At 34.2% G+C, this 23,642-nt stretch carries 18 protein-coding genes and 1 pseudogene; 14 read left to right on the top strand and 5 right to left on the bottom strand.

The window, feature by feature from the left end:
• The first annotated feature begins 3 nt into the window (after nucleotides 1-3).
• Nucleotides 4-840, top strand: a complete 837-nt coding sequence (locus FHP04_RS11280; RefSeq protein WP_139856246.1) for a glycosyltransferase family A protein — start codon at nucleotides 4-6, stop codon at nucleotides 838-840.
• A complete protein-coding gene (locus FHP04_RS11275; RefSeq protein ID WP_139856245.1) occupies nucleotides 824-1,231 on the top strand; it encodes a sugar 3,4-ketoisomerase in 408 nt (135 codons plus the stop codon). Before FHP04_RS11280 ends, FHP04_RS11275 begins: the two co-directional genes overlap by 17 nt.
• On the opposite strand, the gene FHP04_RS11270 is transcribed toward FHP04_RS11275, so the two are convergent.
• Both FHP04_RS11270 and FHP04_RS11265 read right to left on the bottom strand, forming a co-directional pair.
• The gene (locus FHP04_RS11270) at nucleotides 1,222-2,160 is read right to left on the bottom strand and encodes a glycosyltransferase family 2 protein (protein WP_139856244.1); all 939 of its coding nucleotides are present in this window, start codon (nucleotides 2,158-2,160) and stop codon (nucleotides 1,222-1,224) included. The two genes, FHP04_RS11275 and FHP04_RS11270, sit on opposite strands and share 10 nt — an antisense overlap.
• Entirely contained in the window at nucleotides 2,153-3,043 is an 891-nt protein-coding gene (locus FHP04_RS11265; RefSeq protein ID WP_139856243.1) for a glycosyltransferase family 2 protein, read from the bottom strand. The genes FHP04_RS11270 and FHP04_RS11265 overlap by 8 nt, the downstream gene beginning before the upstream one ends.
• Before the next feature lie 112 nt (nucleotides 3,044-3,155).
• On the opposite strand from FHP04_RS11265, the gene FHP04_RS11260 reads away from it, so the two are divergent.
• Complete coding sequence (locus tag FHP04_RS11260; RefSeq protein WP_139856242.1) at nucleotides 3,156-4,787, top strand: S8 family peptidase; 1,632 nt, start codon at nucleotides 3,156-3,158, stop codon at nucleotides 4,785-4,787.
• Nucleotides 4,788-4,872: 85 nt separating this feature from the next.
• On the opposite strand, the gene FHP04_RS11255 is transcribed toward FHP04_RS11260, so the two are convergent.
• Together FHP04_RS11255 and FHP04_RS11250 are read right to left on the bottom strand one after the other, a co-directional pair.
• Nucleotides 4,873-5,556 (bottom strand): cell division ATP-binding protein FtsE, encoded by a 684-nt coding sequence (locus tag FHP04_RS11255; RefSeq protein WP_139856241.1) that lies wholly within the window; start codon nucleotides 5,554-5,556, stop codon nucleotides 4,873-4,875.
• A gap of 110 nt (nucleotides 5,557-5,666) precedes the next feature.
• A complete protein-coding gene (locus tag FHP04_RS11250; RefSeq protein ID WP_139856240.1) occupies nucleotides 5,667-6,128 on the bottom strand; it encodes a hypothetical protein in 462 nt (153 codons plus the stop codon).
• A 229-nt stretch (nucleotides 6,129-6,357) separates the two neighbouring features.
• Here FHP04_RS11250 and FHP04_RS11245 point away from each other — a divergent pair, with 229 nt between their 5' ends.
• The 4 genes from FHP04_RS11245 to FHP04_RS11230 all read left to right on the top strand — a co-directional run bounded on the left by FHP04_RS11245 (nucleotide 6,358) and on the right by FHP04_RS11230 (nucleotide 13,466).
• Nucleotides 6,358-9,372 (top strand): tetratricopeptide repeat protein, encoded by a 3,015-nt coding sequence (locus FHP04_RS11245; protein WP_139856239.1) that lies wholly within the window; start codon nucleotides 6,358-6,360, stop codon nucleotides 9,370-9,372.
• Nucleotides 9,373-9,473: 101 nt separating this feature from the next.
• A complete protein-coding gene (locus tag FHP04_RS11240; RefSeq protein ID WP_139856238.1) occupies nucleotides 9,474-11,189 on the top strand; it encodes a porin family protein in 1,716 nt (571 codons plus the stop codon).
• An 84-nt stretch (nucleotides 11,190-11,273) separates the two neighbouring features.
• On the top strand, nucleotides 11,274-12,911 hold the full coding sequence (locus tag FHP04_RS11235) for an amidohydrolase (RefSeq protein ID WP_139856237.1): 1,638 nt from the start codon (nucleotides 11,274-11,276) through the stop codon (nucleotides 12,909-12,911).
• A 60-nt stretch (nucleotides 12,912-12,971) separates the two neighbouring features.
• A complete protein-coding gene (locus FHP04_RS11230) occupies nucleotides 12,972-13,466 on the top strand; it encodes a YkgJ family cysteine cluster protein (RefSeq protein WP_139856236.1) in 495 nt (164 codons plus the stop codon).
• An 84-nt stretch (nucleotides 13,467-13,550) separates the two neighbouring features.
• Here the strand turns inward: FHP04_RS11230 and FHP04_RS11225 are convergent, their stop codons facing one another.
• Nucleotides 13,551-14,828 carry an exo-beta-N-acetylmuramidase NamZ family protein gene (locus FHP04_RS11225; protein ID WP_139856235.1) on the bottom strand — a complete coding sequence of 426 codons (1,278 nt, stop codon included), beginning with the start codon at nucleotides 14,826-14,828 and terminating at the stop codon, nucleotides 13,551-13,553.
• A 9-nt stretch (nucleotides 14,829-14,837) separates the two neighbouring features.
• Here FHP04_RS11225 and FHP04_RS14735 point away from each other — a divergent pair.
• The 7 genes and pseudogenes from FHP04_RS14735 to FHP04_RS11190 form a co-directional block, all read left to right on the top strand.
• A pseudogene (locus FHP04_RS14735) lies at nucleotides 14,838-14,993 on the top strand (ABC transporter permease); the annotation flags it as partial.
• A gap of 142 nt (nucleotides 14,994-15,135) precedes the next feature.
• Nucleotides 15,136-16,299 (top strand): C10 family peptidase, encoded by a 1,164-nt coding sequence (locus FHP04_RS11215; protein ID WP_139856234.1) that lies wholly within the window; start codon nucleotides 15,136-15,138, stop codon nucleotides 16,297-16,299.
• A 4-nt stretch (nucleotides 16,300-16,303) separates the two neighbouring features.
• The gene (locus FHP04_RS11210) at nucleotides 16,304-16,786 is read left to right on the top strand and encodes a hypothetical protein (RefSeq protein WP_139856233.1); all 483 of its coding nucleotides are present in this window, start codon (nucleotides 16,304-16,306) and stop codon (nucleotides 16,784-16,786) included.
• 230 nt (nucleotides 16,787-17,016) lie between these two features.
• Nucleotides 17,017-18,252, top strand: coding sequence for an ABC transporter permease (locus FHP04_RS11205; RefSeq protein WP_139856232.1), 1,236 nt, complete (start codon nucleotides 17,017-17,019; stop codon nucleotides 18,250-18,252).
• Between the two features lie 333 nt (nucleotides 18,253-18,585).
• Complete coding sequence (locus tag FHP04_RS11200) at nucleotides 18,586-19,713, top strand: hypothetical protein (RefSeq protein WP_139856231.1); 1,128 nt, start codon at nucleotides 18,586-18,588, stop codon at nucleotides 19,711-19,713.
• 262 nt (nucleotides 19,714-19,975) lie between these two features.
• A complete protein-coding gene (locus FHP04_RS11195) occupies nucleotides 19,976-22,783 on the top strand; it encodes a sensor histidine kinase (protein ID WP_158319137.1) in 2,808 nt (935 codons plus the stop codon).
• Nucleotides 22,780-23,520, top strand: a complete 741-nt coding sequence (locus FHP04_RS11190) for a LytR/AlgR family response regulator transcription factor (RefSeq protein WP_139856229.1) — start codon at nucleotides 22,780-22,782, stop codon at nucleotides 23,518-23,520. Before FHP04_RS11195 ends, FHP04_RS11190 begins: the two co-directional genes overlap by 4 nt.
• Nucleotides 23,521-23,642 lie beyond the last annotated feature (122 nt).

The following is a 23,642-nucleotide window of genomic DNA, read 5'->3' as shown; positions in this document are numbered from 1 at the left end:
TTGATGCCCGAATATACATATAAAACCACAGATTTGGAGATTTTGGTGGCGACCATGCACCGAACATCCTTGGACTTTCTAAATGCTATGTTTGCGGAATCTGGAATGGAAGGGTTTAAAGTGTTGATTGTTAATCAAACGGATGAAAACTCAATTTTAGAATCTAGTAACCCAAACATTCGTGTAATTAATTCTTTTGAAAAAGGACTTTCAAAAAGTAGAAACCTAGCCATTCAAAATGCAATTGGGCCATTGTGTTTTAATACAGATGATGACGTAGTGTTTATGAAAGGCTTTGCAGCAGTAATTGTAAAAGCTTATAATACACATCCAAATCCAATTATTACGTTTAAAACGCTTACCACCGAAGGAAAAGATTATTGGGAGTATCCTAAAAAAGGGATGGATCATAACAGGTTTGTAACTCAGAAAACACTGTCTATTGAAATATCATTTAAGCTTTCTGAGGTCTTAAATAAAAAATTGTTTTTTGATGAACGATTCGGGCTAGGAGCACAATTTGAAGATGCTGAAAACTTTGTTTTTCTTACCGATGCAAAAAAGCTTGGATTAACGCCATATTTTTATCCTGAATATATAACCATACATCCTCCACTATCTTCTAGTGATGATGTAGAAAGTGATAGACTGCTGTATGCTAAGGCGGCCATTAAAACATATGACTATGGAATTTTCAGTTATATTTGGGTGTTCAAATTTGTGTTCTTTATCTATAGAAAAAAATATATTTCACTGTCGGAGATTCCTCATAAAATAAAAGTTGGATTCAAAAGTATAGCCGATTACAACAAAACAAAACCAAATGAAAAATACAATTGATAATTGCCAGGTGTTAGATATTCCTAAAATTGCCGATCATCGTGGAAATTTGGCGGTTATAGAAGGAGACACCTTACCTTTTGATTTTAAGCGTGTGTATTATTTGTATGATGTTCCTAGTGATGCCCATAGAGGAGGACATGCCCACAAAGAACAACAAGAGTTCCTAATAGCAGTTAGCGGAAGTTTTGAGGTAATACTGGACGATGGAATAAATAAGAAAACAGTTACTTTAAACAAGCCCAATAAAGGATTGCTTATTCCTACAGGTATTTGGCGTGAACTTGGCGATTTCTCTTCAGGAGCGATTTGTGTGGTGTTTTCTTCAGATGTTTTCTTAGAGTCGGATTACATCCGTGAATATTCAGAATTTGAGAAATTTTACCGATAAGTACTGAAATAGAAGCCAGATTGATGTAAGAACTCTTTAAACGCTTTCGACTTTATTAAAACTTGCCTTGGTAGGGAAAGTAATAATTTTTGTTTGGCGTTTAATCCTTCCAAAATCAATTTGCTTTTATACTTTTCAAAATTTGCTTTATCTCCTGCTAGCTTATACTGAATTGCAATAGAATATCTGTGTACATTTAAATATTGCTTTAGTGCCGGATTGGTTTCTGCTTCTTTGTCATAAAGATCGAAGTCTGGGTAAATTCGTGATTTTAAGCTACTGTGATTAAGGCGATTGTTCGAATCTAAATTTATAACAGTAGATACTTTATTTGAAAAAGCCAAAGGTGCTTTTAATGCAGCTCGTATCCATAAATCGGTATCTTCAGAGAAAGTTATATCGGTATTATGACCTCCAAGGTTTTGAAAAAACCGCTTCTTAAACCCGATACTAGAACCTGTTGCCGCAGAATCGGCTAGACTATATTCAAAATAGTTTACCTGTCCAATCCAATCCTCAGTTATATCTGCAAAGGGGGAAACCATTTTTCGAGTTAATTTATCATTGTGTTTTTTATTGTATGCTGTGGCAAACCAATGCGCCTCTGGAAATTTTGCTAAAATAGCATCTATATTTTCTAAGTGCCAAGGCAACCAATAGTCATCTGCATCTATCCATACAACATTTTCTGAAGTGGCTTTTGCTACTGCATAATTTCGTGTGGCTGCTAGACCTTCATTTTCTTTGCTATATATTTTTATGCGACTATCTTTAATGGATTCTGCAACTGCTAAACTGTTATCTGTAGAGCCATCGTTAACTATTATCACTTCAAAATCTTTGAAGGTTTGACTCATAACGCTTTTTAGAGTGGATGGGAAATCCTCTTCTTTGTTATAAAGTGGTATAATTACAGAAAATCTAGGCATTTTGCTCTTTCTTAAGTTGAATGTAATAGTTTAATCTATAAAGATCGAACCAGAATAAATTTGGATTATCAGAATTGAAATTACGCTCCATGGTTTTTCTAAACCTAGAAACTATGAAACTAAAGCTATTTACTAAATGATACTTTTTAAGTTTTAAATAACTTTTTTGAATGGGTCGCATATTATTGTCCATAAATCCTTTTTCTTCTAGAATAACCGTAGTTTCAACTGCGGCTAAGGCTTTTTTTAGAAAAACCTTATTATCTTCTAATCCAAGATGGATAACCGGATTTTCAATGTGTTTTACTTTGATATCTTTTCTTTTTAATTGATTGGAAAAAAAGTTGTCCATACCATAAAACTTTTCGTCTATCGTATTGGTTTCCAAAAAAATATCCTTCTTAATAAGAAGGTTTGATGAAACAATAGTGTATGGGTCTTTGTTTCTTGCTTCCAAAGGTTTTGTTTCACGTTCAACCCCATATATCCATCGAAGCATTTTAGAAGGTTCTGGTTTCTCTTTTTTGTAACAAATACCTCCTAATATTACTTCGGAATCGGAATTTTTTATAGTTACTATATAGTTTTTTATGAAATCCTCATTTTTTGGAAGCACATCTGCATCTAAAAACAGCACCCAATTATGGACGGCTTTTTTTGCCAGTAAATCTCTAAGGGAGGTTCTTCCTATGTTATTTTTTAATACCTGATGTTCAGTGTGGCGAAGTTCCTTAATCTTTCTGTTTTCAGTTAAAAAACTATCCGAAGCGTCTTCACAAACTATAATTTCAAAAGCTACATTACACTTAACTACCTGAGCGTGTATTTTAGCTACTAACTCGTAAATATTATAATTGTAAGTTGGTATTAAAATAGATATCATTTTCTTACTTTGCTTTTCAACTTGCTAAAATACGCTAAAGACTTTTAGAAATTAAGTAACTAACGGCAAAAGTCAAACGAACTTCTTATCTTGTCACTAATTTTGCTAAACTATGAAACATTACCTGATAGTTATATTTTGTTTAATCATCTCCATACCCTCCACAGCACAGAGTGATTCTTGGTTTTATTTAACCGCAAGAGATTCTACCGTTGAGGTGCCCTTTGTAAAAGAAGGGAATTATTTAAAATATAGCGGCAACAATTCAAGGTTGAAATCTGTCCTCAAAAACTATAAGATTTCTGAATTCAAAAAAACCTATCGAAAAGCTAAAAAGGAAGATTTGAATGCAACATTTTTTGTAATTGCAGACAATTCGTTTTTACTAGAAGATTTACTTCAAACTTCTGGAGGTTTATTTAAAAGAGGGGAAATAATTCCTGACGAACAAAAGAAAATTTTTGAACCTAATGATTATGGGCTTACAAGTACGATAGGAGGGAATGAGGGGTTTGCCGTTAACCTTGATTATTTAGATTTTCTCGGATTACCCGAAGCTTGGTACTATACTACAGGAGATAGCAAAACGGTAATTGGTATATCAGATGGAGCTATTGATACCACTAATATAGATTTAAAAGATAAAACAACGATATTCCACAAATCTCCCGATGTTGATGGTCATGGCACTTCGGTAGCAGCGATAGCCGCAGCCCAAGGCGATAACGGTTACGGTATTCCAGGCGTTTGTTATGATTGTGCTATCTACGGCACTACTTATGGCAGATTTAGAACTTTTGAAATACTGCAAGAGTTATCAAAAGCAGGGGCAAAAGTTATTAATTGTAGTTGGGTAGGTAGTTATAACACGCCAGAAGTGCAAGACGAGGTAAATGAAATGTTTGCGCGAGGTACCATACTAGTTGCAGCTGCCGGGAATCGTGGATGGGAAAGAAATAAAGGCGAAATGAGTTACTTTCCAGCTTCCTATGATAATGTTATTTCAGTTTCTTCCGTAAATTATAAATACGAAAATATTGAAGACAATATTTTAAAAAGCGATAATAATAAATTTTATATTGAAAACATTCGTGGATATGTAGGGAGAACAGGAGGGTTTAAAAATAACGACATTACTCAAGCCGTTAGCACTTACCCTGTTTCAGTAACTACTTTAAATAAGGATGTGGATATTTTAGCGCCATCCAATGGGCAATTGCGTTTTACTCATAGTATTAAAGAAGGAAAACCTGTTTATATTACTATTGAAGCAACTTCACCAGCAGCGCCATTAGTTTCAGGAACTATAGGGTTGATGTTTTCGCTTTACCCTTGTTTACCGGTTACAGAAGTTGAAAGTATTTTAAAGATGACATCTACTAATATCGATCATATTGAAGCTAACAAACCTTTTGCCGGAAAATACGGAGCAGGGATGCTACATACTGGACGGGCTGTAAAAATGGTATTTGATATGTTTGCTGAAAAAGGCCCTGTTACAATTGAAAACCAAAGTTTTAATCGATGGGATTTTAAACTCACTTCTCACGCTGAAGTAATACTGCAAAATCAAACTTTTAAAGAGGATGCCAGTTTAAACTTAACGTCTAAAAAAGGAATTACAATTGGAAAAAATACTGTGCTAAAGCCAAATGCGAAAGGGAAAATCCACCTAAAAATAGATCCAACACTTCAAAAAGAGTGTGAGCTTCAATTACGCGATCCAAGTATTCTGAAGGATTGAATTTGAATTGACGTTTTGTATAACGTCGTTGAGAACCATGACTTTTACCCGAAACTTTACTTCCAACTAAAGACTACCAACTTTTTTATACTGTTTTCTGCACAACTTCAAAAATCTGATTTTCGTCGCATTTTAGCGTTTTTGAAGGGTATTTTAGTAGTAAGGCATAATCGTGAGTTGCCATTAAAATAGTATTTCCGTTTTTGTTTATTTCACGTAAAACCTCCATCACTTCAACACTTGTTTGAGGGTCTAAGTTTCCCGTAGGCTCATCGGCAAGAATTAGTTCAGGGTCGTTTAAAAGAGCTCGAGCAATTGCAATACGTTGCTGCTCTCCACCAGAAAGCTGATATGGGTATTTAAAAGCTTTGGTTTTCATCCCTACTTTGTCAAGCACTTCGTTTATTCTATTTTCCATAGCAGCCTTATCCTTCCAGCCGGTTGCTGTAAGTACAAAATGCAAATTGGCGTTTACAGTACGGTCGTTTAACAACTTAAAGTCTTGAAAAACTACCCCTAACTTTCTTCTTAAAAATGGAATGTCTTTTTCTTTTAAAGTAGCCAAATCGTATCCAACAATATCACCCTGACCTTCCTTAAGCGGTAGATCTCCGTAAAGTGTTTTCATAAAACTACTCTTTCCTGTCCCTGTTTTTCCGATTAGGTAAACAAATTCACCTTTATCTACAGAAACAGTAACGTCTGAAAGCACCAAATTATCTCCTTGATAAATTACGGCATCTTTTAATTGTAATACGTGGTTGGACATTTTTAAGTTGTATGTTAAGCGTTAAGAGTAATAAGTGTTTAAGGTTTCCCATTGAAGCCGAGAGACAAAAGTAATTTGAATTACCGCAAACTGCAACAGATTACTACTACTTATTTATTATCTGAAATTTTTTCTTTTAAAGCATCAATTTCTTTTTGCTGCTGAAGTGTGTACAGCGTTAATTCCTCAATTTTTTGAAGAAGTAGCAAGTTCATTTCTTTTAACGAAATGCCTTCCGCTTTCATTGTATCGGCCGATGGGATATTTGGCAAGTGGTTGTTTTCTTTTAAATACAATTCTAATTCTTCTAATGAAATTAAGTTGTATTCTGGCATCAAGCTAGAAGTGCCAGTAAAGTATTTTTCAAAAACATAATCAGGTGCGACCGCTCCATCCAAATCTACTAAAACCTCTTGGGTGTGTATTTTTCCTTTTACAGTTAATAATTCGTCTGGATTTGAAGTGCCAATACCTATTTTGCCGTTTTTCTCGGTTAAATTCTTAAAAGGATTGCGTTGGGCAGTGGCGGAAACTGTCAATAAAACCACACTTATAATTAATAACTTCTTCATAACAACAGGATTAATGATTTAAAAAATTTAAAATTACAGTATTTTTTTCAAGTGTTTTAATCAATGTTAAATTCTCTTTTAGCTTTACATACTTATTTCCCATTTACAGCGTTATCTTCTAAGGAAAATCACTCTTAAAATTATTCGTTAATTAAACCTTAAAAGTTACAGTATAGAAGAAAGCTACACTTAAAGTTAAATATCTTTACGCATTCAAAAACTGTAAATAATGATTAAGAATTTTCTAGTCTTTTCGCTTTTTCTATTCCTTTCATTTTCATCTTTTTCACAGCAAACAGCCGTGTTTACAAATCACCTGGCAGAATTCAACCAGGCTTTGGAGATGTATAATAATGGGCAGTACTTAGCAGCCCAAAGTCTTTTCGATAAAATAAAAAATAGTTCAGATGATGAAACAGTGCAAAGCGACTGTGCTTACTACATTGCTAATGCAGCTGTTCGCTTAAATCAACAAAATGCCGATCAATTAATGGAGTCGTTTGTCGAAAATCATCCTACTAGTTTAAAACGAAACTCTGCGTATATAGATGTTGCAAATTACTATTTCGACAATGGAAAATATTCTCACGCTCAAAAATGGTACAACAAGGTTGATGAATTTAGTTTAAGCCGAAGTGAGAAAGAGCGTTTTAACTTTAATAATGGATACGTTTATTTTAAAGCGAAACGTTACGACGAGGCAAAAAACTACTTCAATAGAGTGATTACATCACAAGAATACGGTTCGCAAGCAAAATACTATTTAGGGTTTATCGCTTATGAAGGTGATGATTACGAGGAAGCAAATAAAAACTTTGAAGATGTAAAAGGGGAGGAGCGCTATTCGGAAGACTTAAGCTACTACCAAGCCGATATGAACTTCAAACTTGGCAACTTTCAGAAAGCAATAGATATGGGAAAGGAGCAATTTAATAATTCTTCTCCTGCTGAAAAAAGCCAACTTTCAAAAATTATAGGTGAAAGCTATTTTAACCTAGGGCAATATTCCGAAGCTATTCCTTATTTAAAGGAATACAAAGGAACCCGTGGTAAATGGAATAATACAGATTATTACCTGCTAGGTTATGCGTATTACAAAGAAGGAGATTTTGAAAAAGCTATTGGTGAATTCAATAAAATTATTGACGGAAAGAATGCAGTTGCGCAAAATGCTTATTACCATTTAGCTGAAAGTTATTTAAAACTGAACAAAAAACAAGAAGCATTAAACGCTTTTAAAAATGCTTCAGAAATGGATTTCAGTGCCGAAATTCAAGAAGATGCGTATTTAAACTATGCAAAACTGAGTTACGAGATCGGGAATAGCTACAAAAGCACGCCACAAGTTATTCTTTCTTTTATAGAGAAATATCCAAACAACGCTAATAACGATGAGCTTAAAAAGTTACTGATAGACAGCTACATCACTTCCAAAAACTATAAAGAAGCGCTTGAGTTACTGGAAAACAACAAGAATTTCGCAGATAAGGCGGCTTACCAAAAAGTTGCTTTTTTCAGAGGAATAGAGCTTTATAACGAATCGAATTACAACGAAGCTATCGTCTATTTCGATAAGAGTTTGAAAGAACCACAAGCCCAAGATTTCACTGCTCGCGCAACATATTGGAAGGCAGAAAGTGATTATCAATTGGCAAACTATGAAAAGTCTTTAAGTGGTTATAATAAGTTTGCAAAGTTAGCAGGCTCTCAAAATACTTCAGAATATAAAAATTTGAAGTACAATGTGGCTTACAATCAATTCAAACTAAAAAATTATGCTGATGCTATCTCAAACTTTAAAAGTTATGTAAGTTCATCTTCGACCGAAAATGTAAGAAAGAAAGATGCTTATTTACGTTTGGGAGATAGTTATTTTGTTACAAGCCAATACTGGCCGGCAATGGAAAATTACAATACTGCAGTTGAATTAGGCGGTAACAACGACTATGCAGAATTCCAAAAAGCTATAAGCTATGGTTTTGTAGATAGAAGCGAAAAGAAAATAGAGGAGTTAATTGCGTTTTCTAAGAAATATCCAAAGTCGGTTTACCGTGATGATGCTTTATACGAATTAGGAAATACGTATGTAGCTCAAAATAAAAACACAGAAGCAATTTCGGCTTACGATCAAATGATTCGCGATACGCCAAACAGTATCTTCGTTCCGAAGGCATTGCTTAAAAAAGCGCTTATTTACGACAACACCGGAAGGAGTAATGAGGCCTTAGCTATTTTTAAACGAGTAGCGAAAGATTTTCCATCTACACAAGAAGCTTTACAAGCAGTATCATCTGCAAAAATCATTTATATAGACCAAGGTAATGTAGATGAATATGCACGTTGGGTAAAAGATTTAGAGTATGTGCAAGTTGGCGATACAGAGCTTGATGATGCAACTTATCTCGCAGCGGAACAACCTTATCTAGAAAACAAACAGTCACAAGCACAAGGTCGTTTTCAAGAATATTTAAAGGAGTTTCCAAATGGTCAACACGCATTAAAAGCGCACTTCTATTTAGGTCAGATTTATTTTGCAAACAAGGCTTCAGATAAAGCTATTCCACATTTTGAATATGTTGTAAATCGTGAGAGAAGCGAATTTACAGAACAGGCACTATCGAGAGTTTCAGAATTGTATTTAGGGAAGCAAGATTATAAGAGTGCTTTAAAATACTTAACAAGATTAGAGGCTGAAGCAGATTTTCCACAGAATATCATCTTTGCGCAGACTAACAGTATGAAGGCTTCTTACGAGTTGAAGAAGTATGCTGAAGCAGTAAACTATGCTGAAAAGGTTTTACAGAATTCAAAAATTGATAACTCCATTAAGAGTGATGCGCAAGTAATTATTGCACGTTCTGCAATGAAAACAAACAACGAAGCTAAAGCTAAAACAGCTTATGCCGAAGTTCAAAAAATTGCAACAGGCCAGCTTGCTGCTGAAGCCTTGTACTTCGATGCCTATTTCAAAAACAAAGAAGGAAATTATGAGGCTTCAAATGCATCGGTTCAGAAATTAGCTAAAGATTATTCGGGATATAAGCTTTATGGAGCAAAAGGTTTGGTGCTAATGGCTAAAAACTTTTATGCGCTAAACGACGCGTATCAAGCAACTTATATTTTGGAAAGCGTTACTAAAAACTTCACTGAATATCCAGAAGTAGTTGAAGAAGCAAAAGCAGAATTAGCTGTGATTAAAAACGCTGAAGCAAAAACAAATTCATCTGTAGAAACCGGAAACTAAAAACCTCTGCGCTTTCTGCGACTTTGCGGTGTAATTTTTACCGCCGAGACGCCAAGGACGCAAAGAAATCATTAAAACAATAAATATAAATTTTTGAAAATATGTCCATAAAACAAATAGTTTTATTTTCAATCCCAGCATTATTTCTTTTTCATTTTTCTGCAAATGCACAGGAAAAGGAATTAGATCCTGAAGTGGTAAATATTGTAAAACCATATACTCCAACTATTTCAGATGCTTTTAAAGTAAAGGAAACCCCGTCCTTAAACGATTCGGTTTCAACCGCTAAAAAAGATGTGAAGTATAGTATATTTTCTGTTCCTGTAGCATCAACATTCACTCCTGCAAAAGGAAAAGCTACAAATGTAGAAAAAGCGAAACCTGTTAAGTTGTATGATAATTATGCCACCTTAGGTTTTGGGAATTACACTTCAATTTTAGGGGAATTATACAGTAATTTCGAAATAAGCCGTACAGATAATGCTGGTTTCTTTTTCAGACACAATTCTTCACAAGGCGATATAAAAGGTGTGAAACTAGACAACCACTATTACGACACTAGCCTTGACGCAAACTACACAAGTAGGCAAAGGGATGTTACCTATAGATTAGATGCAGGAGTAGAACATCAATTATTCAACTGGTATGGAGTTCCAAAAGGATATTATTCAGATGAAGACCTTGCTAGAATTGATACGAAACAAAACTATTTAAGCGGATATGTGGGAGGTAGCATTGCTTTAGACGATTCGTTTTTTGATAAAGCAGCGGCTTCTATACGTTATACCGGAGATTCGTTTTCTTCTTCTGAGCTAAATGCTAAGTTGAAACCAGAATTCTCTTTTCCTTTAGAAAATGTAACCTTCAAACTTGATGGGGATTTAGATTATTTGGTGGGGAGTTTTGATAAAGATTATTCAGGCTCAACCGATATAAAGTACAGTTATTTAAATGTAGGACTGGCGCCATCTATCAACTTTGTAAATAACGATCTTAGTGTTTCTTTGGGGGTTGCAGGGTATGTGAGTTTAGACACTGAAAATAGCGACACCAACTTTTCACTTTATCCAAAAGTGAATGTTTCGTATAGATTGCTTGACGAAACTGTAATTGCATATGGTGGTGCAGAGGGTGGAATTAAGCAGAATACCTATTATGATTTTAAAGAGGAAAATCCATTTGTTTCCCCAACCTTAAATATTGCACCTACTAAAAAATTATATGAAGCATTTGGAGGGATTAAAGGAAAGCTTTCTAATGCTTTCGCTTACAACGCGAGAGTATCTTATGGTAAAGATGAAAACAGTGCTTTATTTCAATCAAACGATATAAACTTTACTACTTCACAAAATGAAGGATATCATTATGGAAATTCATTTAATGTAGTTTACGACGATATAAATACATTAGCGTTTTTTGGAGAGGTTAAGGTTGATGTTTCAGGACAATTTTCTGTTGGGGTTAATGCTAACTACTACAGCTATAGTACCGATGTGCAAAGTGAAGCATGGAATTTACCAAGTTTAAAAGCTTCTGTATTCTCTAATTTTAATATTACTGAAAAACTGTATGGTAGTGCATCCTTATTTTATGTTGGAGAGCGCAAGGATATATCAAACGCCGGATTCATAGGAGAGGAAATTACCTTAGACGGATTTGTTGATGCTAACCTTAGTTTTGGCTACAGATTTACAGATAGGCTTTCAGCCTTTGTAAAAGGAAGCAATTTATTTGGCGACAACTATAAAAAGTGGATGAATTATCCAGTTCAAGGAATTCAAGGCCTAGCTGGAGTTACGTATAAATTTGATTGGTAATCACTTTTAAAATAACACTTTGAAAACATCCGTCTTTGGCGGATGTTTTCTATTTTTACAGCTTTACTAAAACACTTCATTCCGATGAAAAAACTATTACTTCTTTTACTTACCGTCTCAATTTTTTCCTGTGCGCCTGAGAAAATCCCTGCCGATTTACTCATTAAAAATGCGACAATTTACACAGTAGATAAAGATTTTAGTGTGGCGAACGCGCTAGTTGTAAAGGATGGGAAAATCTTAGAGATAGGCCTAAAGCCTGAACTAGAATTAAAATATAAAATCAAGGAAACCTACGATGCAAAAAACAATACTATTGTTCCTGGGTTAATCGATGCACACGCACATTTATATGGTCTAGGTTTAGGCTTACAAAGAGTAGATTTAATTGGAACTAAGAGTTATGATGAGGTGTTGGAACGAGTTGTTACATTCCAATTGGAGCAGAAAGTAGATTACATCATTGGACGCGGATGGGATCAAAATGATTGGGAGGACAAAAACTTTCCAACTAAGGAAAAATTAGATTCACTTTTCCCAGATACTCCTGTGGCATTACGACGAATTGATGGTCACGCCCTTTTAGTAAACTCTAAAGCATTGAAATTGGCTGGAATTACAGCAAAAACTAAAATGCCAGGTGGGGAAGTTATTTTAGAAAATGGCCAGCCAACAGGGGTGTTAGTGGATAGCCCTATGGAATTGGTTTTTAAAACGTACCCAGAAATAACAAAAGAAGTTTCCATTGAAGCGCTTTTAGATGCAGAAAAAGAAGCTTTAAAATATGGGCTAACTACTGTAGACGACGCAGGCTTAGATAGAAATATTATTGAATTGATTGATACACTTCAAAAGCAAGGAAAATTTAAGCTTAGAATGTATGCAATGGTGAGTAATAGTCCAGAGAATTTAGATTATTATTTAGATAAGGGGACCTATAAAACCGACAGGCTAAATGTGCGTTCGTTTAAAATCTATTCCGATGGAGCATTAGGTTCAAGAGGAGCTGCAATGCGTGAGCCTTATAGTGATATGCCGGGCCATTACGGAGCAATGATGACTTCTTCTGAACAGTTAAACTCTATTGCAACCAAGTTGGCTAATTCAGAGTTTCAAATGAATTCACATGCAATCGGTGATTCGGCAAATATTGCTGTTTTACGTGCCTACAAAGAGGCATTAACTGGTAAAAATGATAAGCGTTGGAGGGTAGAACACGCTCAGATTATTTCGATGGAAGACTTTGAATATTTCAACGACCATAATAATGTACTTCCTTCTGTACAGCCAACACATTGTACCAGCGATATGTATTGGGCAGAAGATAGGATAGGAGCAGAGCGAATGCAAGGGGCTTATGCTTACAAGGGTTTGTTAGACAAGGCTGGAAGTATTGCATTAGGTACCGATTTTCCTGTTGAACACGTAAATCCGATGTATACATTCTATTCGGCAGTAGCGAGAAAAGATTTAGAACACTTTCCTGAAGAGGGTTTCCAAATGAAAGATGCGTTAACACGTGAGGAAGCGTTAAAAGGAATGACTATTTGGGCAGCTTTTGCAAATTTTGAAGAAGATGAAAAAGGAAGTATAGAGGTAGGTAAGTTTGCTGACTTTACGATACTAGACAAAGACATTATGACTGTTGATGAAAAAGAATTACCAAACACTAAGGTGGTTGCAACTTTTATTAATGGCGAATTGGTTTACGAAGCTGAATAAATAAAGACTATGTGGTAAGAATGCACCGCAGAGGCGCAAAGAGCGCAAAGTAAAATTGAAATGAAGAACATTCTAAGTCAACTTCCACAAAAAGCAAAGGAAGCCGAAGCCGAAAACAAAAAGTTTTTTGCCAAACTAAAAAAGAAGCCACCCAAGCATCTCGATACTTTGATGCAAGCGCTACACGAGGAAGAGTTTGAACGAACAGATTGTCTTACTTGTGCCAATTGCTGTAAAACCACAGGGCCGCTTTTCACCGATAAAGATATCGAGCGTATTTCTAAGCATTTTAGAATGAAACCGCAACAGTTTATTGAAACCTACTTGCGGATTGATGAAGATAAAGATTACGTACTGCAAAGTGTTCCTTGTACCTTTTTAGGTGCGGATAATTACTGTAGCATCTACGATGTACGCCCAAAAGCCTGTCGCGAATTTCCACATACCGATAGAAAAAAGTTTCAGCAGATTTCTAACTTAACAATGAAAAACGTAGCTATCTGTCCAGCAGCTTTTAATATTGTAGAGGAAATGAAGAAACGCTTGCCTAAGTAAATAGTGGCTTCGACTTCGCTCAACCACCAAAACCGGCCTTTTAACGGAGATTGAATAGGGTCATTGATCGGAGTCGAAATGAAATTATTTATACAACAAATACTTCTCTCTTACTTTTCCAAATTCATTAAGTCCTTCCTTCCAAGTTGCTCGAATTTCTTCGGCAGTAAGACCTTGTTCAATTTGTTGTTGTAGTTTTTTAGTACCTGCTAGTTTTACGAAAAATGAATTAAAAAAATCTTTCTTTCGGCCATTGGCATTGTAGGCATCAATCAACCACTCTAAGTTGATTTTTTCAAGTTTAGGCTCATTTCGTAAGTCTTTCCCGTAACAAAGTTCTCCTTTAAATTTTGGATTTTTTGCCCCTTCATTAGATTGTGGAGTATATGTGAAATTATATTTTGAAGCAGGTAAGCTCGGCGCTCCAAATACTTGAAATTGCATATCGGTACCGCGACCAGCATTTATAAATGTACCTTCAAAAAAACAAAGACTAGGGTAGAGGTTTATGGACTGAGCATTCGGTAAGTTTGGTGAAGGTTTTATAGGAAGTGAATACTCCATTTTATGATTGTAATTTTTCATAGTTACCACACTCAATTCACATTTTATACTGTTTTTTAACCAGCCCTCCCCATTTATCATTTTTGCGTATTCGGCTATTGTCATTCCATGTACAATAGGAGTTGGGTGCATCCCTACAAAACTTTGATTTTCCGCTTCTAAGATTGGGCCGTCAATAAAATGTCCATTAGGATTTGGGCGGTCGAGAACGATTACTGGAATTCCTAACTCCGCGCAAGCTTCCATTACATAATGTAGCGTAGAAATGTAGGTGTAGAACCGCGCGCCTACATCTTGTATATCAAAAACCACAACGTCAATTCCTTTTAATTGTTCCTGCGAAGGTTTTTTATTGCTGCCGTAAAGTGAAATTAAAGGAACGCCAGTTTTAGAATCCACGCCATCCTTCACGTGTTCGCCGGCATCTGCAGTACCTCGGAAACCGTGCTCTGGTGCAAAAACTTTTTTTACAGAGACTTTTTTCGAAATTAAAAAATCTACTAAATGGGTGTTTAAAACAAGATAACTTATATTTCCGGTAATCTCTGCGGGATTTGTTTTTTCGTGAACAATAGAAGTCTGATTTGCAACCACGCCCACGTTTTTACCTTTCAAAATTTCAGAATAAAGCTGAAATTGCTCCGCACCAACGATGATTTGTCCGTCTTGAGTCTTGAGTTCTGTTTCTAGTCCCTCTTTTTTCTTTCCTCTTTCTTCTTTCTTCTCTGTAGAACTTCCGCAGGAAAAAATAGTCAAAACAACCAATAAAACTGTATTTTTGAAAAAAGTTAAGCCCATAAAATCATAGTGAATTTCGAATTTTTCATCGCCCGGCGCATTATTGCTTCCAAGGACTATAAAAGTAGTATTTCGGCACCGATAATAAAAATTGCAATTACTGCAATTGCGCTCGGTATTATTATGATGTTAATCTCTATTGCTACGGGCGTTAGGCTTCAAAAAAATAAGTTTTAAAAATTTAACTAAAAAATTTCCTACAATTCGTTTTTTTTTTTTTCATTTACACCGTATTAGTAAATGTACTGGTGCGCACCTACTTTACGGTACAAAAATTTTACCTACCATCCTTTTAAATTTTTGTATTATGAAAATCAAACCCCGAATCTGGCAATATACTTTCATATTGCTTTTTATCTTTACATTATTGTCTTGTCAAAAGGAGGAAGCTTATGATAAGCCGCCCCTGCAATACCAACAGATTGAGCATTTCATTGATCAATCAAAAGCTACAAAAATTGGATCGGAGATTATTCCTAATTTATTTGAAGGGAGTTCAAAGGGAATTGGAAACTCCGCTAATATCCAAATTAGTCAAATTGTACCTATTAATGACAAAAGGAATGTTGCTGCATTCTATGTTATAAATTATCAAAATGGAGGGTTTCTTTTACTCTCGGCAGACAACAGAGTTAAACCTATTTTAGCTTATTCTGAAAGTGATTTTTTTGACGTAGATTTAGATGATAAGCCATTAGGTATAATTGATTGGCAAACAAATGTTACTAAGAATATTGAATACATTCGAGAAAACAATTTGGTACAATCAAATGAAATAAAATACCAATGGGATCATTTAGTATATTTTAACAAAGAAGACCCAGATGACGGTTGCGTAAACGAAAATTATCAATTTGGACCTTTAATTAATACAACTTGGGGGCAGGGTTGCGATTACAATACATATATGCCATATTCTTCCTGTACGGGTCAATGCAATAGATATTTAGCGGGTTGTGTTCCCATTGCTGTTGCACAAGTGATGAAATATCATCAGTATCCCACAAACTATAATTGGTCAGCAATGCTTCCAGGAAATGGAACCAACACCACAGCATTATTTATCAAAGATATTCATAATGCTATTCCAGTAATTACTTATAATTGTAATGCCACTAGTGTAGTCAATACTTTTAATTTTGTCGGAATTTTTAAAAACTCTTTCGGTTATTCAACTGCAAACCAAGCAAATTATAATAAAGATATAGTTAAGCAAGAATTGCAATCCAGTAGACCAGTTATACTTTCCAGTACCGGTGGCACAAATACAGGAGGTCACATGTGGGTGTGTGAAGGAACTAAAAGTACTAAAATCTGTATTCCTGGTGGTGGTGCCGCTTGGTATCTGCAATTTAGAATGAATTGGGGGTGGAACGGAACATATAATGGCTGGTATTCATTCGATGATTTCAGTCCAGGGCCTTATAATTTTACTAATGAGTTAAAAATGATATATAATATAAAACCTTAAAATTATGAAAGCAATTGTAACTTTAATAGTGTTAACCTTTTTAACGGCATGTAGTAAAGACAATGAGACCGAAAAGGTGGCTGTTTTTTTTGATACGGCTGTAGAGATTTCCTTGAAAGACCACAGTGGAATAGATATGCTAAACCCAAATAATCAGAATGCCTATAGAGCCGACGAAATTAAAATTTACTACTTAGTAAATGGAGAAAAGCAGGAAATTTTTGATCCAAATATGGATTATCCTCGAAATTTTTTAATTTATCAAAATGAAAATGAGTATAGAATAAGAATATTTCAAAACAGTGTCGAAACGGAAGAGCTACCAATAACATATGTTGAATGGAATGAAAATGAAACCGATACGTTGCAAGCAGAATATGACAGGACTTATAATAATCAACCAAGGGTTCAGAAAGTTTGGTTTAATGGAGAGTTGAAATGGGACGGACAAAATGGAGAGAAAGGTTTTTTCACAATTATTAAATAAATTCCTATCTAAGCTTAAGCAGTATATTAAAGACCCCAAAGGTTTCTGATAACCTTTGGGATTTTTTTTTGCAATAAATTATATCCCCATCTTTCATATTTCAATACTTTGCGGAGAAGCTTCTTTTAAAAAAAACTATGTAATGCTCATAGTATGAACTTGTAAAATTAAACTATAAGATTGTCAAAGAAAACCGTATTTTTGAAAAAAGTTAAGCCCAAAAAACTTCCGTGAATTTCGAATTTTTCATCGCCCGGCGCATCATTGCTTCCAAGGACTATAAAAGTAGTATTTCGGCACCGATTATAAAAATTGCAATCACTGCAATCGCCATCGGGATTATTATGATGCTCGTTTCAATCGCCACGGGCGTTGGACTTCAAAAGAAAATCCGCGAAAAGGTTTCTGCATTTAACGGCGATATAATTATTACGAATTTTGACACCAATTTTTCCAACGATTCGCAGAATCCCATTTCCAAAAACCAAGATTTTTATCCCACATTTAAAACTATTGAAGGAATAAAACACGTGCAGGTTACGGCTTCAAAAGGTGGCGTAATACGTACCGAAAATGATTTTGAGGGGGTCGTGGTAAAAGGTGTTGGCAGCGATTACGATTGGAGTGCTTTCGAAGATTTTTTGGTTGAAGGGAATTTACCCGATTTTAAAGGTGATTTGAATGAAGATATTTTAATTTCGGAATATTTGGCAAATCGGCTTCAATTGAAGTTGGGTGATAAAGTGACCACTTTTTTCTTAAACGATGAGGTTTCAAAAACGCCACGGAGTCGTGGTTTCGATATTGTTGGAATTTACAACAGCGGCTTTCAGCAGTTTGATGAACAGTTTATTATAACAGATATTCGTCACATACAACGTTTGAATAAATGGGAAGATGACCAAATTGGCGCTTTCGAAGTATTTGTAAACGATTTTGATAATATAGTTCCTATCGGAAACGAGGTTTATAATGAAACCAGTAGCACGCTAGACACACAGACTATCCGTCAGAAATACGCCTCTATTTTTGAATGGCTTGATCTTTTCGACTTTAATATTATTATGATTATCGGGATTATGATATTGGTGGCGGGCATTAATATGATAACAGCTTTATTGGTCTTGATATTAGAACGCACCCAAATGATAGGAATTCTAAAAGCGCTGGGTAGCAGCGATTGGAGTGTTAGGAAAGTTTTTCTTTACAACGCGATGTATTTAATAGGGGTTGGTCTTTTCTGGGGAAATGTGATAGGAATTGGCTTACTGCTAATTCAGAAGTACGGTAAAATCTTCAAATTAAACCCGGATACTTATTACGTAAACGAAGCTCCCGTTTATTTAAGCTTAGACTATATTCTTATTTTAAATGCAGGTACTTTTCTACTGTGTTTAATAATGCTTTTAATTCCTTCATTTATTATTTCAAAAATATCTCCTGTGAAGGCTATTCGGTTTGAGTAGTTTTTTTTCTGTTAAAACACTGATTATCAACTTGTATATACGGATAATCAGTTCATTACGACCGATTATAAAGTGTCTCTTTTTAATTTCTTTTATAAACATAACCTTTGGTTTTAATAAGAAGAGCTAATACCGCGAAAACAAGTAGTATTTTTTACTAATTTAATATTGATTTCTTCTTTTATTCAATGATTTTCTCCTCTATTTAAATTGTATTTGTTTAGACAGGTCAATAATTTTTAAAAATCATTTTAAAAATGTTAGTAAAAAATTAAAAGGGAGTAATCTGAAAATCCTTACAAATAGAGTAGGAGCAACTTAAATACAACTATCATGAAAAATTTAATCTTAGGCGCAATGGCGCTATTAACAAGTGTATGCTTTGCACAGGTTCCTTGCGATACCTGTACACCACCACCAGCTTTTACTCCAGGTGCGTTTACCAATCAAACAGGAGTAACTAATAATGCAGGCATTTATCAATGGGAATTACCTACACCAACTCCATCTCATTACGGTAGAATAGATCAATTTGGGTTTTTTAATTATGCAAGAACGTACCAAATAGGTAAACGTAACTATTCTTTAACTCAACAATTTGGAAATAGAAATAATGCATTTGTAGTTCAATGGGGAGAAGACAATAGTTCGAAATTATTACAAGTTGGAAGAAGAAACAATGCTTCTGTTGTTCAGGTAGGGGATGACAATTGTAGTGATGGGCTACAAGTGGGAAACAGAAATGATTTGAACGTACTTCAGTTTGGTAATTTTAATAATTCAAAAACTCAACAAATTGGTAATAACAACTACATAGAAGTCGACCAAATAGGTAACAGTAATATTTCTAGTGCATCTCAAATAGGTAATAGTAATTCTGCTGATATAGACCAATTGGGAAACAATAATCTATCTTGCGTAGTACAAGTGGGTAATCAGAACATGGCGGCAGTAAATCAAGAAGGGAATTTTAACTATTCTGAAATTCATCAAAATGGGAATCGTAATTATGCCAATGTAGGACAGGAAGGCAATTTTAATTTGGCTGTCATAGATCAGGAAGGAAATGATAATATGTCTGACATTGACCAATTAGGAGATGGAAATCTAGCATATAATTTACAAGATGGTAATGGAAATATGTCTGATATAGACCAAGAAGGAGATGATAATTTCTCTGTGGCCTATCAAATTGGAAATGGAAATATGAATTTGTCTATACAAGAAGGAGATCGAAATACTAATGAGATTTTGCAGGATGGAAACTTCAATATGGTAGACGTACAACAATACGGAAATGATAATTGTAATACAACAGAGCAAATAGGAAACACTAATTTTGCGAGTACTTTACAAGTGGGCAACTTAAATTGTGCAGAAACATACCAGACAGGAGATGGTCATATAGCTACCACAACTCAATTTGGAAGTGGTAACTATTCCGTAATAGTGCAAAATTAATATTCGTCGAATAAAAGAAATACTTACTTCATAATTATTTGGTTATAATTAAAAGCACCCTCCAATTATCATTAAAATTGGGGGGTGTTTTTTTGAAAAGTATTGTTGTGTCAGCCATAAATTCAAGTAGGTATAAAGTTTTATATTTTAATAATATGAAATAATGTTTAATGAAATTCATAAAACACTGTAAATTAATTGTTTATATTTTTTACATTTATAAAAAAAGGTGCTTCGAACTCGGCAACATATTATCCTACTTTTGTTATTCTTTATAGGGTATATCTGCTTTGCTCAGGACTACATTAACTATACCGAAAAAGATGGGCTGGCGAGTAATTTTGTATATAGAATGACCCAAGATAGCGAGGGATTCATTTGGTTTTTAACTGATAAGGGTATTAGCAAGTTTGATGGTAAATTTTTTAAAAATTACACCACTAAAGATGGTTTACCCACCAATGATAATTGGCATATCCGTATTACTCCCGATAATAGGATTTGGTATTTTTCAAGAAGTGATGAGTTGGGGTTTATTAAAAATGATAGTGTATTTAAATTTAAAGCCAGCAATGGCAAGATGATGAACCCGAACGGGCGTCTCTTTCAATCGGGAAATGATATTTCCTTTATTGACTATCGAGTTTCTTATGCTTTTTCAGACACCATTTGGCTCTCCAAAGAGAATCAAACTTGTAAAATACAATTGCTTAATAGGGATGTGTTTATAGTTTCAGACAGTACGGATAGAGAAGTACAGCTTGAGGACAATCACGGGTGTATTCTTTCAAGGTTAAAAAAAAATCCGGTTTATAGGACCTTCTATCAATTTAATGATTCCCTATTAGTTAGAGCCTTAGATAGTTATTATGAAATCATTAATTTAAATAGTTTTGAGGCTGTCTATGGCGACTTACCTCATTTCAAGAATTATGAAAACTTGAAAAGTCTTGTAAACTTTAATCAAGCAAATAAAAGGCTCCAACTTTCTGGCCGTAATTGGCTTATAACACTTAATAATAAGTTGGAGGTAGGTGAAACATTTGTTATACCCACTAGTTTAAATTCCACCCATAGTTTCCAAGATAAAGATGGATTTATTTGGGTTGCCACAAATACAAATGGAGTTTATAAATTGCCAATTGGGTATAGTTCAATTTCCAATTATTTCGCAGGTAAGCAAATTTCAAAATTAATAGAAATTAATAATGTTGTTTATGTTGGGGTTGACGAAGTTGGAGTTTATAAACTAGATAAGAATAAGCCCACGTTGTGGGTAAAAGAAAAAAATGGGTTGAATAACATCTCCACATTTAGGGAAATGATTTGTTACAATTTTAGATTTTATTTAATTATAGAGGACGGATTAGGTTTTAAAATAACCGAACCATCAAACACAACATTTGTTTATGGTAAAAAAATATTAAACTATAATAACATTTGCTTCTCGGAAGGTAATTCTGGAATTTGGAGATTAAATAAAAATCTAGAACCTGAGAAGGGATATGTTAATCATCCTTACTATCAAGGACTCTTCGAACAAGACGATTCGCTATTTTCTTTTAGTTTTAAACAGATGCTATTCTATAATAATGAAACTGACGCCTTCCAAAATTTTAAGAAAGAAGAGATTGGACAAAAATTTTTAACTAACTCACAATATGCCGATCAAAATTATATAGGTACTGAGGGAGACGGATTGTATCGTTTTTCTGACGGGAAACTTTATAAATTAATACCGGACGACACCGCAGTGATAAATCAAATTTCTGTTGAAAACCCCAAGTCTATTTGGGCGATTTCCGAAGGGATTTTACTTCATTATAAATTAGATGATAATGGGTGCTTTTCAATTAGTAGATATAGTCAAATAAATGGATTGCCAACAAATAATTTAATTTCAGTCCTTTTTCATAATAATAAGTTGTATTTAGGAACAACTACAGGTTTAAATATTATTAATAAGTCTGAAATTAAGCAGACAAGTTATTTTACACCCTACGTAAAAAGCATCTATTTAAATGAAACTAGGAAAGACTTAGATTCATTAGCTTACTTTTACGAAAAGAATATAAACCTAAAAGTTAACTTTGGATCAATTAATTTTTTTGATTCTAATAATACTACTTATGAATATCGCCTAAGACCTACACAAGCCAATTGGACTACTACATCATCGGGTGAGGTGAATCTATACTCTTTAGAACCTGAAAATTATAAGTTGGAACTTAAAGTAAGTCACAACGGAATAACCAAAATTAAGGGGGTAACCGTTTCAGTGTTACCAAATTGGTGGCAAACTTCAAAATTTAAATGGGCTGTGACATGCCTATTTTTAATTTTTGTGACTATTGTTATTTGGATGATTAGTGTAAATCTTAGAAAAAAACGTAATAAAAAAATAATTCAAGAGAGGCAGTTAGCCCAATTAGAACTCAGAGCTTTACGCTCGCAAATGAATCCACATTTTATTCATAATTCATTGAATGCTATTCAATATTATATTCAACGGCATGAGGTAGAGCTTTCAGAGGACTACCTTTCAAAATTCGCAACCTTAATTCGTCTTTTCTTTAAATATTCCCGAAGAGGTAGTATAAGTATTGAAGAAGAAGTTTTTCTATTAAGGAATTATTTGGACGTTGAAAAACTTCGATTTGAGGATAAATTAGAGTATGAAATTATGGTTGATGACAAAATTGATAATGATGAGCAACTTTTACCATCTATGATCTTACAACCTATTGTTGAAAATGCTGTTAATCATGGCTTATTTCACAAAGAGGCAAATGGGAAAATAGAAATACGATTTACCTATAAAAATCCTTCATCATTTATGGTAACGATCCAGGACGATGGTATTGGAATACTGAAATCAAAGAAGATATATAAAAATTCATCTAAAAGTTATCAAACAAGTTCATCAAATGTTTTAAATGAAAGATTAGAGCTTTTAAAACAAAGTAAAAAATGGAACGTAAAATATAGTATAGAAGATCGGTCATTGATCGAAAAATTTGCTACTGGAACTTTGGTGACTCTTATACTTAAGCAATATTATTTAAAATGAAGATAACAGCATTACTTGTAGATGACGAACGAAAATCCCTTGCGATTTTAAAGAATAAACTGGAACGTTTATGTCCAGGAATTTCTATTGTTGGCGAAACAAGAAATCCTAAGGAGGCTTTAATACTCATAGACAAATTGATTCCACAGCTTGTCTTTTTAGATGTTGCCATGCCCGGAATGAGTGGTTTTGACCTTTTGGCATCGATAAAAACACCTTCTTTTGAGGTTATCTTTGTTACAGCCTTTGACAATTATGCCATAGATGCCATAAAACACTGTGCTATCGGGTATCTCGTAAAACCTGTGAAAAGTCAGGATTTAATCGCAACCGTAGATAAGGCGATTCAGAATATTGAAGAAAAAACTTCCTTTAAAAAAAATCAACTATTGATTGAAAACTTAGAAGTTCGAACTTTTCAGAAAAAGAAAATAGTTATACCTACATTAGCGGGAATGGAATTTATTAAAATTAAAGAAATAATTCGTTGTGAAGGTGAAGATGGGTATACAAGAATTTACTTTAAAAATCGAAAACAAATATTGAGTTCTCATAGTATTGGCCATTTTAATTCGTTGTTAGAAAATCATGATTTTTACTTAGTACATAAATCCCATCTAATCAATCTTCATCATATAGATAAGTATTTAAATGAAGGGACCGTTATACTAAAAAATAACTGTAAAGTTCCCGTATCTCGTAATAGAAGAACTGATTTTTTAAGTAGAATTAAGTAGTAACTAATATATTTTTTCTGTTCGAATACTATTTTGTATCATAGGTTTTAAAAATCCTTTCTGGAATTAATATATCTGTATTCGCAACTCTTAATTAAGAATGATATCTTTGCACTCTTAAA

The organism is Aequorivita sinensis (assembly GCF_006346335.1).
Lineage (GTDB): Bacteria > Bacteroidota > Bacteroidia > Flavobacteriales > Flavobacteriaceae > Aequorivita > Aequorivita sinensis.
This window is presented reverse-complemented; position numbering and strand designations above follow the sequence as displayed.